14 protein-coding genes are annotated in these 12,895 nt (G+C 68.0%); 7 read left to right on the top strand and 7 right to left on the bottom strand.

What is annotated here, in order from left to right; all coding sequences use genetic code 11:
* Positions 1-246 precede the first annotated feature (246 nt).
* Positions 247-1,407, top strand: coding sequence for an enolase C-terminal domain-like protein (locus HWX25_RS05350; protein WP_175907532.1), 1,161 nt, complete (start codon positions 247-249; stop codon positions 1,405-1,407).
* Positions 1,408-1,625: 218 nt separating this feature from the next.
* Here HWX25_RS05350 and HWX25_RS05345 read toward each other — a convergent pair whose 3' ends face one another.
* Positions 1,626-2,381: a DeoR/GlpR family DNA-binding transcription regulator gene (locus HWX25_RS05345; protein ID WP_175907530.1), complete on the bottom strand. Its 756-nt coding sequence runs from the start codon at positions 2,379-2,381 to the stop codon at positions 1,626-1,628.
* Between the two features lie 81 nt (positions 2,382-2,462).
* Here HWX25_RS05345 and HWX25_RS05340 point away from each other — a divergent pair, with 81 nt between their 5' ends.
* Together HWX25_RS05340 and HWX25_RS05335 are read left to right on the top strand one after the other, a co-directional pair.
* On the top strand, positions 2,463-3,068 hold the full coding sequence (locus tag HWX25_RS05340) for an NUDIX domain-containing protein (protein WP_175907528.1): 606 nt from the start codon (positions 2,463-2,465) through the stop codon (positions 3,066-3,068).
* Between the two features lie 79 nt (positions 3,069-3,147).
* Positions 3,148-4,023 carry a Sir2 family NAD-dependent protein deacetylase gene (locus HWX25_RS05335; RefSeq protein WP_175907526.1) on the top strand — a complete coding sequence of 292 codons (876 nt, stop codon included), beginning with the start codon at positions 3,148-3,150 and terminating at the stop codon, positions 4,021-4,023.
* Positions 4,024-4,060: 37 nt separating this feature from the next.
* Here HWX25_RS05335 and HWX25_RS05330 read toward each other — a convergent pair whose 3' ends face one another.
* Positions 4,061-5,272, bottom strand: coding sequence for a S53 family peptidase (locus tag HWX25_RS05330; RefSeq protein WP_175907525.1), 1,212 nt, complete (start codon positions 5,270-5,272; stop codon positions 4,061-4,063).
* A 42-nt stretch (positions 5,273-5,314) separates the two neighbouring features.
* Entirely contained in the window at positions 5,315-5,626 is a 312-nt protein-coding gene (locus HWX25_RS05325) for a hypothetical protein (RefSeq protein ID WP_175907523.1), read from the bottom strand.
* Between the two features lie 25 nt (positions 5,627-5,651).
* Here HWX25_RS05325 and crcB point away from each other — a divergent pair, with 25 nt between their 5' ends.
* Both crcB and HWX25_RS05315 read left to right on the top strand, forming a co-directional pair.
* Positions 5,652-6,038, top strand: coding sequence for a fluoride efflux transporter CrcB (crcB, locus tag HWX25_RS05320; protein ID WP_175907521.1), 387 nt, complete (start codon positions 5,652-5,654; stop codon positions 6,036-6,038).
* A 24-nt stretch (positions 6,039-6,062) separates the two neighbouring features.
* Positions 6,063-6,413: a DUF190 domain-containing protein gene (locus HWX25_RS05315; protein ID WP_059690770.1), complete on the top strand. Its 351-nt coding sequence runs from the start codon at positions 6,063-6,065 to the stop codon at positions 6,411-6,413.
* 9 nt (positions 6,414-6,422) lie between these two features.
* Here the strand turns inward: HWX25_RS05315 and HWX25_RS05310 are convergent, their stop codons facing one another.
* Positions 6,423-6,986, bottom strand: a complete 564-nt coding sequence (locus HWX25_RS05310) for a YggT family protein (RefSeq protein WP_059530230.1) — start codon at positions 6,984-6,986, stop codon at positions 6,423-6,425.
* Between the two features lie 76 nt (positions 6,987-7,062).
* A complete protein-coding gene (locus HWX25_RS05305) occupies positions 7,063-7,992 on the bottom strand; it encodes a DUF2520 domain-containing protein (RefSeq protein ID WP_175907519.1) in 930 nt (309 codons plus the stop codon).
* A 514-nt stretch (positions 7,993-8,506) separates the two neighbouring features.
* Between HWX25_RS05305 and HWX25_RS05300 the strand changes: the two genes are divergently transcribed.
* Positions 8,507-8,803, top strand: coding sequence for a hypothetical protein (locus HWX25_RS05300; protein WP_059467009.1), 297 nt, complete (start codon positions 8,507-8,509; stop codon positions 8,801-8,803).
* Between the two features lie 103 nt (positions 8,804-8,906).
* Here HWX25_RS05300 and HWX25_RS05295 read toward each other — a convergent pair whose 3' ends face one another.
* Together HWX25_RS05295 and HWX25_RS05290 are read right to left on the bottom strand one after the other, a co-directional pair.
* On the bottom strand, positions 8,907-9,578 hold the full coding sequence (locus HWX25_RS05295; protein WP_175907517.1) for a LysE family transporter: 672 nt from the start codon (positions 9,576-9,578) through the stop codon (positions 8,907-8,909).
* Between the two features lie 34 nt (positions 9,579-9,612).
* Positions 9,613-11,169 carry a UbiD family decarboxylase gene (locus tag HWX25_RS05290; RefSeq protein WP_059690774.1) on the bottom strand — a complete coding sequence of 519 codons (1,557 nt, stop codon included), beginning with the start codon at positions 11,167-11,169 and terminating at the stop codon, positions 9,613-9,615.
* Between the two features lie 595 nt (positions 11,170-11,764).
* Between HWX25_RS05290 and HWX25_RS05285 the strand changes: the two genes are divergently transcribed.
* Positions 11,765-12,895 (top strand): transglycosylase SLT domain-containing protein, encoded by a 1,131-nt coding sequence (locus tag HWX25_RS05285; RefSeq protein ID WP_175907515.1) that lies wholly within the window; start codon positions 11,765-11,767, stop codon positions 12,893-12,895.

Raw genomic sequence — 12,895 nt, 5'->3', positions numbered from 1 at the left:
GCGGTGCGATGATCGACGTCGAGGCCGCAACACGCTTCGCACATGACGCGGCATTCGTCCGCACTTCGACGTGGCACGGCGCGATTCGGATGATGTCGATCGAGTCCGATCCCTTCACCGCATCGTGACGGTCGCACGCCTGCACGACATCGCGCAAGCGCCTATGATGCAGCGATCCGCCAGTCGCGCCGGCCCGCAATGCGCGTATGGCCCGCGAACGCTGAACGTTTTCCCGGAACCCCGACCATGCGCATCATCGACATCCGCGAGCAAGCGATCCCGGTTTCCCGTTATGCCGATCCGGCGATTCCGTCGGGTGGCCTGACGACGAGCGTCGTCGCGATCGTCACCGATGTCGTGCGCGATGGCCGGCCGGTCACGGGTTACGGCTACGCATCGGTCGGCCGTCATGCACAGGGCGGGCTGATTCGCGAACGATTCGCGCCGCGTCTGCTGGCCGCCGCGGACGCCATCGCCGACGATGCCGGCACGAACCTCGATCCATTTCGCGCATGGCGCGCGATGATGGCGGGCGAGAAGCCCGGCGGGCACGGCGAACGCTGCGTCGCGGTCGGCGTGCTCGACATGGCGATCTGGGATGCCGCCGCGAAGATCGCGGGCCTGCCGCTTCATCGCTTCGTCGCCGATCGGCTCGCGCGCGACGCGGCACCTCGCGTGCGTGTCTACGCGGGCGGCGGTTACCGCTATCCGCACGACGATCTCGCGCGCCTGTCGGACGAGATGCATCGCATCGCTGATCTCGGCTACACGCACGCGAAGATCAAGATCGGCGGCGCGGATGTCGATCACGACAAAAGACGCATCGAAGCCGCCGCGGCGTGTCTTGCCGACAGTTCGCATCTCGCGGTCGATGCGATGAACGCGTACGACGCGACGAGCGGACGCGCAGCCGCCGCGATGCTGGCACCGTTCGAACTCTGGTGGTTCGAGGATCTCTGCGATCCGCTCGACCTGCCGCTTCATGCGGACCTGATCGTGCAATACGCGCCGCCGGTCGCGGCCGGCGAGGCGTTGTTTTCGCTGGCGGAAGCGAAGCTGCTCGAACGCTACGGCGGTCTGCGCCCGGACCGCGACGTCCTCGTGTTCGATCCGGTTCATTGCTATGGCCTGCCGGCCTATCTGCAGATCGTCGACCATTTCGTGTCGAACGGCTGGCGGCGCGATGCGTTCTGGCCGCACGGCGGTCATCTGTTCTCGCTGCACGTCGTGTCGGTGCTCGGGCTCGGCGGCGCCGAAGTCAGCCCGTTCGCGTTCCGTCCGTTCAACGGGCTGGCGGACGGCGAATCGGTTGACGCCGGCTACGCGGCCGTGCCGCAGGCGCCGGGCATCGGCTTCGAGCTTCATGCCGATGCGTACCACGCGTTTCGCGCGGTAGCCGGCTTGTGAACGGCGCGGCCGGTCTCGGCGCGCGTCGATCGTGAAGCGGGCCGCGAATCCGAGCCTCGTCACCGCGATGAACCGGTCGAGCACACGCCACGTGAGCGCGCGGTCGAACCACGCGCGGCATGACCGTACGCCGTAGGCGAGCCACCGTCACCTGATCACGTGCACGCCGACCAGTAGCCACGCACCGCCGACGTCCAGACGTCGAAGCCACCGCTCGGCTATGCGCGCACGACCGTCACGCCCGCGGCCTCGATCGGCTCGGTCAGCGCTGCATCGGTTTCCTGTTCGACCACGATCGCTTGCGCGAGCGCGAGCTCGCCGATCACGAACTGCGACGCCGCTCGCAGTTTGGATTGCGAAGCCAGCACGACCGTCTCGCCGGCGCGCCCCGCCAATGCGCGCTTGATCGCTGCTTCCTCGAAGTCGCCGGTGCTCAGCCCCGCGACCGGATGAACGCCGGTCACGCCCATGAAATACAGGTCCGCGTGGATGCGCGAGATGCCTTCCATCGCCGCGGCGCCCACCGCGACGATCGAATGCTTGTACAGCTGTCCGCCGATCAGGATCACGTCGATCGACGGATGCGCGGCCAGCGCGACGGCGACGCTCGGGCTGTGCGTGACGATCGTCGCGCGTAGCTCGGGCGGCAACTGGCTGACGAGCAGTGCCGACGTCGTGCCGCCGTCGACGATCACGACTTGTCCGGGCGCGATCATCTGCGCCGCCCGGCGCGCGATGCGCCGCTTTTCCGCGGTTTCGAGCGCCTCGCGCTGCGCGAACGGCGCGACCGCCGGCGACGCCGGCAATGCGCCGCCGTGCACGCGCTGCAGCAGGCCCTCGGCCGCCAGTTCGCGCAGGTCGCGCCGGATCGTGTCCTCGGACACGCCGAATTGCGCGCTCAGCTCGACGGCCAGCACCTGGCCGTCGCGGGCGAGCGCGTCGAGGATCGCTTTCTTGCGTTGGGTCGTCAGCATCGGAATTGCACGAAATTTCTTGAAATTGCACGAATGTGCACGTTACCATGCGTGCCGTCACTTGTCGAATGGGAGACCACCATGGCCGCAACGCGGGACCGTGTCCGCATCGTCGATACGACGGTGCTGTCCGATGACTGGTATGTGCTGAAGAAGGTAACGTTCGATTTCCTGCGCCGCGACGGCACGTGGCAGCGTCTGAGCCGCGAAACGTACGACCGCGGCAACGGCGCGACGATCCTGCTGCGCAACGCGGCGACGGGCGACGTGCTGCTCACGCGGCAGTTCCGGATGCCGGCGTTCGTCAACGGACACGACGGGATGCTGCTCGAAGCCGCCGCCGGCCTGCTCGACGACGCGACGCCCGACGCCCGGATTCGCGCGGAGGCCGAAGAGGAAACCGGCTATCGCGTGCGCGGCGTGCGCAAGGTGTTCGAGGCGTTCATGAGTCCGGGCTCGGTGACGGAAAAGCTGCATTTTTTCGTCGGCGAATACGATGCGTCGCTGCGCACGGGCGACGGCGGCGGCATCGCGGAGGAGGGCGAGGATCTCGAGGTCGTCGAGATGCCGCTGCACGCGGCGCTGGATGCCGTCGAGCGGGGCGAGATCGTCGACGCGAAGACGATCATGCTGCTGCAGTACGTCGCGCTGCGGGAACCCGCGAGCGGGCGCGCCGCGGCGGCGTGATGTCGCGGCGCGGCGCCCGAACCGGCGTATGATCGCGCGACGCCACTCGCGCACCGTTCGACGCTTCCGCTGCTCCATCATGCCGATTTCCGACTCCTCCGATTTCACCGATTCCAGCGCCGCTGCCGCATCACTGCCGGCTCATCTGGTCGCGTCCGCCGTCGAGGCACTCGCGCGCGCCGATGCCCTGCTCGTGACAGCCGGCGCCGGCATCGGCGTCGATTCGGGGCTGCCTGATTTCCGCGGCACGGACGGCTTCTGGCGCGCGTATCCGGCGCTGCGCCACGAGCGTTTCGAATTCCACGAGATTGCCTCGCCGCAGGCGTTCCGCGCGCATCCGCAGCTTGCGTGGGGCTTTTACGGCCACCGTCTCGGACTTTACCGGCAGACGGTGCCGCACGCGGGCTTCGCGATTTTGCGGCGCTGGATGGACGCGATGCCGAACGGCGGCTTCGTGCTGACGAGCAACGTCGACGGCCAGTTCCAGAAGGCCGGTTTCGATCCGGCGCGTGTCGCCGAGATTCACGGTTCGATTCATTCGATGCAGTGCCTGCGACCGTGCTCGGACGACACCTGGGGCGCCGCGCCGTTCACGCCCGACGTCGATGCGGCCGCGTGCCGGCTGGTCGGCGAGCTGCCGCGCTGCCCGCATTGCGGCGGCCTCGCGCGACCGAACATCCTGATGTTCGGCGACAACGGCTGGCTCGGCGAACGCTACGACGCGCAGGAGCGGGCGCTGCAGGACTGGATCGTACAGGCGGGATGGGTGACCGTCGTCGAGGTCGGCGCGGGCACCGCGATTCCCACCGTGCGTCTCTTGAGCGAACGGCTTGGTGCCGACGTGATTCGCATCAACGCACGCGAAGCCCATGCCCGCCGCGCGGACGTGATCGGGTTGAAGGGCGGCGCGCTCGCGACGCTCGTCGCGCTCGACCGAGCATGGCACGGCGGCTGAGCGGCGCGGGACGAACCGGCCGGCCGCGGCCGCGCGATCACGGCTGCGCGACGAGCGCCTGGACGAGCGCCGGCGCGATCGGCGAGCCGAGGCCCGTCACGTAGTCGTAGCCGCCCGCTGCGTTGCAGATGCTGCCGCAAGTGCCGTTGGATCCGGTCGTTACGTCGTGATAGTCGCTGCCGTAGGCGTTTTTCCCGATCGTATAGAGCGTGTCGTAGGTGCCGCTCAGCGAGTGTTTGCCGGCCGCCGCACGCAGCGAATTCGCGATCGCGACGAGCGCCGACCATTGCGGCGCGCCCGCGCTCGTGCCGCCGACCTGGAACCAGCCCGCCTGCCCCTGATAGGTGACCGAGTCGTACACCGCGAAGCCGCTGGACGGATTCGCGTCGTAGCTGACATCGGGCACGCCGCGCTTGCCGGCCACCGGCACCGGCCAGCCGGTCTGCCCGGCCGGCTCGGCCTCGATCGAGCTGACACCGCCGCCGCTGCCGCTCCACGCGGCCTCGCCGACGTAGGCGCCGGACGCGTCGGTCGACAACGTCGTGCCGCCCACCGCCACCACGTACGGCGACGCCGCCGGGTACTCGGTGCCGGTGCCGCTGTCGCCGGACGATGCGACGAACGTGACGCCCGATACGTTGAAGTGGCTGTCGAAGCCGGTCTCGCTGCCGAACTCGTTGCCGCCGAAGCTCATCGACACGACCGATGCGCCGCGCTTGACCGCGACGTCGACCGCGGCCATCAGGTCGCTGAAGCTGGCCGACGCGGCTTCGACGAGCACGATCTTCGCCTTCGGCGCGATCGCATGCACCCATTCGACATCGAGCGACATCTCGAGCGACCAGCCCGCGTCCGTCTTGGGTCGCGCGCCGCGCGCGTAGACCTTGGTGAAGCAGCCGTTCGACGAAGTGCAGGCCGGTAGCGAGAACGCGTTGCTGAATACGCCGAGATCGGCTTCGATTTTCGGATCGTCGTACGCGTCGACGATCGCGACGACCATCCCGTCGCCCTGGTTGGCGATCGAATCGAACCCGTACGCATGCCGTACGAGCACGGGTGTGAGGCCGGCCACCGTGGCGGTGTTCGCGCGCTGTTTCGTATGGAATGGCGGGCGCGCATAGCCTTTCGGCGCGCGGTTGCCTTCGACGTAGGACGGGGGGCCGTTGTCCTCGGCGAGCGCGACGCTCGATGCGAGCAGCGACGCGCACAGCGCCGGAATCAACATGGATGACAGGCGGTAATTGTTCATTTTTCGAGTCTCCATGCCGATGGAGTGGTGGGCGAAATTATTTTACGAAACTGGTCGAATGAATTGCATGGAATATCGGCCTGATTCGGGAATGTCTGGATTAGGGAAAACATGCGGCGTGGGGCCGCGCGGCTGATTTTTCGACTTCGGGAAAATCAGATGAATAATCGATTTGTTTATAGTGATTTGTAATGTCCTGCGTAATGCATTGGAAAATGCCGAGCCCGGCGTCGCATGGAAATAATGAAATGCGTGATTCCGGCGCGACACGATCCGGTGCGCGCCGGGGTGCCGGCCGGCATTGCCGGCGCGGCGCGATTGCGCATACAGTTCGGCGTAGGCCGCATCCGCCATGCGGCCTCGTCAGCGAGGAGCTCCCTTGTTCTATTCGATCGTCGCGATCTTCGTCGGCGCCGGGCTCGGCGCGTTGCTGCGCTGGTTCCTGAGCCTTGCGCTCAACGCGTTCTTTCCCGCCGTGCCGCTCGGCACGCTCGCCGCGAACCTGATCGGCGGCTACGTGATCGGCATCGCGGCCGTCGCGTTTACCACCCGCGTCGGGCTGCCGCCTGAGTGGCGGCTCTTCGTGATCACCGGCTTCCTCGGCGGCCTCACGACGTTCTCGACCTATTCGGTCGAAGTGATGACGCACGCGGTGCAGGGCGAATTGGGATGGGCGTTCGCGGTGGCTGCCCTACACTTGACTGGATCGTTCACGCTGACGGCGCTCGGCATGTGGACCGCGCGCGCGTGGTTCGCGGTGGCCTGAGCGCGTCGGCATCGGGAGGACGCGATGGACAGGGTCTTCTTGCGTTTCTACGTGCACGAGCAGCACCGGCTGCACTGGAAGCCGCTGTGGGAGTGGTTGCTGGAGGAGGGAAACCGGATGGGTGTCGCGGGCGGTTCCGCGTTTCGCGCGATGGCCGGCTTCGGCCGGCATCGGGTGCTGCACGAGGACCGCTTTTTCGAGCTGCAGGGTTCGCTCGCGATCGAGGTCGAGTTCATCGTCACCGAGGACGAGGCGCAGCAACTGCTCGAGCGGCTGACGCGCGAGAAGGTGCGCGTGTGCTACGCGATGATTCCCGCGCGCTTCGGCGTGATCGACACGCTCGAGGCGCCGCCGGCGCAGGGGCCGGCAGCGTAGCGCAATACGTCAGATGCCGAACATCGTCAGCGACACGGCGGCGCGCGTGACGATCATCAGCAGCACCTGGACGATCACGAACAGCAGGATCGGCGACAGGTCGATGCCGCCCAGGTTCGGAATCACGCGGCGCAGCGGGTTCAGAAACGGCGCGGTGAGCTGGTAGAGGATCGGCATCGCCGGCGAGCGCGGATTGAGCCACGACAGCAGCGCCATCAGGATCGTCATCCAGATCACGAGATTGAGCGCCCACTTCACGACGGTGAGCAGCGCGACCACGACGAGCGTCGCGATCACCGAGGCCGGATCCAGGCCGGCCATCACGACCATCAGCACCACATAGACGAGCGCGGTGAGGAGGGCGGCGACGACGCTTGCCCAGTCGATGCCGCGCACGCCCGCGATCACGCGGCGCAGCGGCAGCACGAGCCAGTTGGTCGCCTGCAGCACGGCCTGCGTGACGGGGTTGTACGGCGGCACGCGGACGGCCTGCATCCAGACGCGCAGAATCAGCGCGGCGCCGAACAGCGTGAAGACGGTATTGAGCAGAAAACGGGCGATCTCGCCGAACATCGTTGGCATCCTTTTTATACAGTCGAGTAGCGTGCGGCCGCCAACGCCGGATGGCGGCGCATCGGCCGACACCTTATCACGCCTCGTCTCGCGGCGGGGAGGGGTGCCCGATCGTGCGCTCGAGCGACGTTTCGACGGCCTGCGCAAGCGCCGGCAGCGCGGGCGGCGGCGCCGCGCGCTTCGCCGCGAGCGCGACCGCGCGGCGGGTCATCAGCGCATACAGCGTCGCATGGTCGCCGCCGCGCGCCTCGAGCAGCGCGAGCTGACGCTCGACGATGCCGGTGTCGCCGCGCGACACCGGGCCCGCCAGGGCGTTCGCGAGGCCCTTGTCGCGCGCGGTCGCGATCGTGCCGGTGAGCATCGGCAGCAGCGCGCGCAACGCCGCTTCCTCGTCGAAGCCGAGGCCGCGCCACAGCTCGACCGCTTCCGACAGCCCGCAGAGCGCGAAACTCGCCGCGTAATGCGCGGCCGCGTGATACAGCATTCGGCCGCCGGCCGGAATCGACAGCGGATGGCAGCCGAGTGCGGCAGCAAGTCGCAGCAGCGTCGCGTGCAGCGCGCCGTCGGCTTCGAGCGTGACCGAGCAGCCGTCGATGCGGGTGAGATCGGCGTCCGTGCCGCCGAACAGATAGAGCGGATGGAAGCCGCCCGTGGCCGCGCCTTGCCGCTTTGCCGGATCGAGCAACTCGACCGCCGACGCGCCGCTGCAGTGGACGAGCGCCTGGCTTGCCGCGCGCGCCGCGTCGAACCGCAGCGCGGCGGCGGTCGATGCGAGATGGTCGTCGGGCACGGTCAGGAAGATCAAGTCGGCGGCGTCGACGACCTGCTGCGGCGTGTCGACCGCCCGGCAGCCGTCGATGCGCGCGGAAAGCGCCGCGGCCGATTCCGCCGTGCGGCTCGCGATCGCGACGACCGGAAAGCCGGCCGCCGCGAAGCGCAGCGCGAGACAGCGCGCCAGGCGGCCGGCGCCGATGAAGCCGAGGCGGGGAGTGTCGGGGAGGGGCATGGCGGGTCACGAAGCGCAAACGGAGCAGACGCCAGTATCGCAGGAATGACGGGGCGGTCGTGGATAGGCGGCGTTGCCGAACGGGGACAGCCCGAACGGTCGGCGTTCGGTACGGACAACCGGCAAATTCGCGCGGCGGCTTCGTCCCGTCGAAGGCGGCTCAATCCGGCCCCAAATCACGCGGCGGCTGTGCCCCGCTTGGCGTGTCGGCGTCCTGTCGCAAATTTGTAATCGTTGATTACTGAAGCATGCGCGCCGCGCTTACCGGATCCGGTAAAACTGACCGGCCGGCATGGCGCGATTTCCCTGGTCGGACGGAATCGCGGGACCCGCGAGGGGGATCGCCGGTCCGCGCAGCCCTGCCGCACGGTGGCTGCGGCCGCGTGGAATTGCAATTTGCAACAAATGCGCGATACGCGGGCGGCGGGTTTTCGCTACATTGCATCCATGCGACGTGCATGCCCGCCGTTGCCGACAGGAGCGCACAAATTACCGCTCCAGCAGGAGAATCGAAGTGAAAAAGCTCATTCCGTTCATCGCCGCCGCCGCGCTGGCCCTGGGTGCCGCAAGCGCCGCGCAGGCTCACGTGTCGATCGGGGTCGGCATCGGTGTCCCGGTCGCACCTGCGTATCCCGTGTATGCGCCGCCTCCGCCCGTGTACTACGCACCGCCCCCGCCCGTGTATTACGCGCCGGCGCCGGCTTACTATGCGCCGCCCGCCGTGGTCGTCGGCGGCTACGGTGGCTACTACGGCCGTCCGTACTGGCGTCACGGCTACGGCGGCTGGGGTCACCACGGCTGGCGTCGTTGACGCATTCCGCGTGGCGGCCTGACCGCGCGCGGCAAAACGGCGCAACCTCCCTCGCGGGGCGTTGCGCCGTTTTTCATTCGGGGCGCGGCTCGGGGCGCGGCGGTCACGCCGCGTGGGCAATCAGGTCGCGGTAGCCGCCGACGATCACGCTGTACGAGAAATACGCGAACAGCAGCGCCGACGCGACGTGACACGCGCGCATCATCCCCGCGCCCGCGCGCTTGCGGCCCTGGCTCGCGAGCGTGCACATGAAGAGCGTCCACGCGAGGCCGCCGAGGAAGAAGCCGGACAGGAACACCGACGCCGTCGCCGGCGTGGTCGCGCCGGCTTTCGCGATCAGCGCGCCGCCGACCGCCGCGAACCACAGGATCGCGCTCGGCGACGACATCGCAAGCAGCATCCCGCGCACGAAGCTGCGCCGCGCGCTGGCACGCGGCTGCGGTGTTTCGTCGGCCGTGCCGTCGTCGGCGCTGCCGGCCGGCGCGAGCGCTTCACGCGCCATCTTCCACGTGAGGAACAGCAGCACCGCACCGCCGCCGATCCAGACGATCCAGCGTACGGCCTCGAACTGCAGCAGCACGGCCATGCCCGCGAGCGCGAGCGCCGCGTAGACGAGATCGCCGAAGCACGAGCCGACGCCGAGCCAGAAGCCCGGCCGGAAGCCGTGCGACAGCGTCAGCGACAGCATCGCGACGTTGACGAGGCCGATGTCGAGACACAGCGACAGCGACAGGAAGAACCCGTCGGACAGCATCGAGGCGGGGGGAAAGCTCATCGTCGTTCTTGTCGGGTGCGTTCAAGGCGTGGACTTACAGTCCGATTTCCTGCCAGAGCCGGTCGACGCGCGCCTTCACGGCCGCATCCATCTCGATCGGGCGACCCCATTCGCGGTTCGTCTCGCCGGGCCACTTGTTGGTCGCGTCGAGCCCCATCTTCGAGCCGAGGCCCGCGACGGGCGACGCGAAATCGAGATAGTCGATCGGCGTGCTGTCGACCATCACGGTGTCGCGCACGGGGTCCACGCGCGTCGTGATCGCCCAGATCACCTCGTTCCAGTCGCGGATGTTCACGTCCTCGTCGACGACCACGATGAACTTCGTATACATGAACTGCCGCAGGAAGCTCCACACGCCGAACATCACGCGCTTCGCATGGCCGGCGTAGCTCTTCTTCATCTGGACGATGGCCATCCGGTAGCTGCAGCCTTCCGGCGGCAGGTAGAAGTCGGTGATCTCGGTGAACTGCTTCTGGAGCAGCGGCACGAACACCTCGTTGAGCGCGACGCCGAGCACGGCCGGCTCGTCGGGTGGCTTGCCGGTATAGGTCGAGTGATAGATCGCGTCGCGGCGCATCGTGATCCGCTCGACGGTGAACACCGGGAACCACTCCTGCTCGTTGTAGTAGCCGGTGTGGTCGCCGTATGGGCCTTCGAGCGCGTGTTCGTATGCGGCGGCCGCGTTGCCGGCCGGCCGCGGCGGTGCGCCGGCCGGGGCAGGGGCGGGCGCGCCTTCCTGTGGATGGATGAAGCCTTCGAGCACGATCTCCGCGCGCGCGGGCACCTGCAGCGTATCGACGCCGGGCGTCAGGCACTTCGCGAGCTCGGTGCGGCTGCCGCGCAGCAGGCCGGCGAACTGATACTCGGACAGCGAATCGGGCACGGGCGTCACCGCGCCGAGCGTCGTGGCCGGATCGGCGCCGAGCACGACCGCGACCGGATACGGCTTGCCGGGGTTCTGCAGCGCGAATTCGCGGAAGTCCAGCGCACCGCCGCGATGCGCGAGCCAGCGCATGATCAGCTTGTTGCGGCCGATCAGCTGCTGGCGGTAGATGCCGAGGTTCTGGCGCGGCTTGTTCGGCCCGCGCGTGACCGTGAGGCCCCACGTGACGAGCGGCCCCGCGTCGCCGGGCCAGCAGGTCTGGATCGGCAGCTTGTTCAGGTCGACGTCGGCGCCCTCCCAGACGATCTCCTGGCACGGCGGCGACGACACCGATTTCGGCGCCATGTCCCATACGGCCTTCGCGAGCGACAGCAGCTTGCCGGCGTCCTTCAGGCTCTTCGGCGGATCCGGCTCCTTCAGCGCGGACAGCAGCCGCCCGAGGTCGCGCAGCGAGCCGAGCGCGGCGTCGTCGCCCGCATCGACACCCATGCCGAGCGCCACGCGGCGCGGCGTGCCGAACAGGTTGCCGAGCACCGGGAACGCATTGCCGGGCGGCGCTGCGAACAGCAGCGCCGGGCCGCCGGCACGCAGCACGCGGTCGCACAGTTCGGTCATTTCGAGCACGGGCGACACGGGCTGCGTGACGCGCCGCAGTTCGCCGAGCGCCTCGAGGCGCTGGATGAAATCGCGTAAGTCTTTGTATTTCATGAAGAAGGTCCGGGCCGCCCGCAAGGCGGGCAGCGATGGGCGGGCGCAGCGGCCGGCTGCGCCCCGAATCGACCGACGATTTTACCCGCGCGGCCGCTCGCACGCCCGGCGGAGAAAATTGTCGACGACGCGCAGAGCCTCTACGGCAGGGGGCCGGCGATCTGAAGGGCGATTCAAAATTACTTTTTGTTATAATTTCAAAGTTTTATAGTGTTGACGATCTATAAAACCCTGCTAGAATCCGCTCACATTGGTTGCAGGGTAAAAGGCTTCGAGCCGCCAATCACCGATCTTTGACGCAGCGCGTCACCGTCCGCCGAAACCTGCACGGCGTATTCGACGGCCTTTGTCGTAGTCCCAGCCAGCGCCACCAGACGCTGGTTTTTTGCGTGGGTGCCACCGCGTATGCCCGCCTCGCCCATTGTGCGAAGGTGCCGGCCCTCTTACACCGTGGCCCCGAACGGTACTTATACCGTTTCCCCGATGCTTGCGCGTCCCAACCAAGGCGTGCGGTGTCGTGATTCCGCGGCGCGTTTTTTGTCTCGCCATCGAGCAGAGCGAGCCGCACGAGTCATGTTCATGGGAGATGATCTGAATGAACGCTTGGTTATCGTGGCGTCCCAGTGAGCAGCATGCGCAAATCGTGCGCAACATGCTGCGTCGCGGGACGCGTGTCAGTCACCATCTATTCAGCGTTGTCGGCTGTCTCGCTGTCGCGGTCGCACTTGCCCTTTGGCTGCTGCCGACCGTGCGCGGGAATCTCGCCGCGAAGCTGATGCCGGTCGTATCCGCGGCCGTGCAGGCCGGTCCGGCCCGTCTGCTGACCGGTCATCCGCTGCCGAACTTCGCGCCCGCTGGCGCGCAGCCGCAGCAGGAAGACGCCCCGGAAACGGATGCGCTCGCCGTCGGTCTCGACGTCGCACCGGAAACCGCCGCGCAGAACGATGCGTCCGATCCGGCCCGTAACGGCCCGTCGCCCGTCGCGCTGGCGAAACTGATCCCGACCCAGCGGGTCCCGGCCGATGCGCGCGACGATCGCGCGCTCGCGTCGAACCGCGAACAGGCGTTGGTCGCCACCTACCTGTCGCGCCGTTACCGGGTCGCGCAGGAGCCCCTCGGCCAACTCGTCAAGGCTGCTTTCCAGACCGGCCGCGACGTCGGCCTCGATCCGCTGCTGCTGCTGTCCGTGATGGCGATCGAATCGGGCTTCAACCCGTACGCGGAAAGCGGCGTCGGCGCACAAGGCCTGATGCAGGTCATGTCGAAGGTTCATTCCGACAAATTCGAGTATTTCGGCGGTACCGACACCGCGCTGCAACCGCTCGCGAACCTGCAGGTCGGCGCGCTCGTGCTGAAGGACTGCATCGCCCGCGGCGGCTCGCTCGCGAACGGCCTGCGCCTGTACAACGGCTCGACCAACCCGGACGACACCGCCTACGGCTCGAAGGTCATGGCCGAGCGCGGTCGCCTGCGCGACGTTGCGCATGGCCGCAGCGTGTCGGTCAATGCGCCGCAGGCGCCGGCCCAGCCGTCGAAGCCGATCGTGACCGCGGCCGTGACGGCATCGGCCGGCGGCGCCAAGCGCGTGCATGCGACGCTCGACGGCGCGCAGCCGATCACCGCTAAGGCGGCTGCCGCGCCGAAGGGCGCACCGCAGCAGGACGACGCGAGCGTCGATACCGCGAAGCAGGCGCACGGCGGCGACCACTCGGAACTCGGCGCGTAA

The sequence above is a fragment of the Burkholderia sp. BCC1640 genome (genome assembly GCF_902833125.1).
Lineage (GTDB): Bacteria > Pseudomonadota > Gammaproteobacteria > Burkholderiales > Burkholderiaceae > Burkholderia > Burkholderia diffusa.
Note: the sequence above shows the minus strand (reverse complement) of the source record. Positions and strands in the feature narration are given on the sequence as shown.

Excerpts from the sequence above, each read along its gene's own strand:
- HWX25_RS05285 (WP_175907515.1), top strand. The coding sequence starts at position 11,765 with ATGAACGCTTGGTTATCGTGGCGTCCCAGTGAGCAGCATGCGCAAATC.
- HWX25_RS05350 (WP_175907532.1), top strand. The coding sequence starts at position 247 with ATGCGCATCATCGACATCCGCGAGCAAGCGATCCCGGTTTCCCGTTAT.
- HWX25_RS05325 (WP_175907523.1), bottom strand. The coding sequence starts at position 5,626 with ATGGCGGATGCGGCCTACGCCGAACTGTATGCGCAATCGCGCCGCGCC.
- HWX25_RS05340 (WP_175907528.1), top strand. The coding sequence starts at position 2,463 with ATGGCCGCAACGCGGGACCGTGTCCGCATCGTCGATACGACGGTGCTG.
- HWX25_RS05330 (WP_175907525.1), bottom strand. The coding sequence starts at position 5,272 with ATGAACAATTACCGCCTGTCATCCATGTTGATTCCGGCGCTGTGCGCG.
- HWX25_RS05295 (WP_175907517.1), bottom strand. The coding sequence starts at position 9,578 with ATGAGCTTTCCCCCCGCCTCGATGCTGTCCGACGGGTTCTTCCTGTCG.
- HWX25_RS05345 (WP_175907530.1), bottom strand. The coding sequence starts at position 2,381 with ATGCTGACGACCCAACGCAAGAAAGCGATCCTCGACGCGCTCGCCCGC.
- HWX25_RS05335 (WP_175907526.1), top strand. The coding sequence starts at position 3,148 with ATGCCGATTTCCGACTCCTCCGATTTCACCGATTCCAGCGCCGCTGCC.
- HWX25_RS05310 (WP_059530230.1), bottom strand. The coding sequence starts at position 6,986 with ATGTTCGGCGAGATCGCCCGTTTTCTGCTCAATACCGTCTTCACGCTG.
- HWX25_RS05290 (WP_059690774.1), bottom strand. The coding sequence starts at position 11,169 with ATGAAATACAAAGACTTACGCGATTTCATCCAGCGCCTCGAGGCGCTC.
- HWX25_RS05305 (WP_175907519.1), bottom strand. The coding sequence starts at position 7,992 with ATGCCCCTCCCCGACACTCCCCGCCTCGGCTTCATCGGCGCCGGCCGC.
- HWX25_RS05315 (WP_059690770.1), top strand. The coding sequence starts at position 6,063 with ATGGACAGGGTCTTCTTGCGTTTCTACGTGCACGAGCAGCACCGGCTG.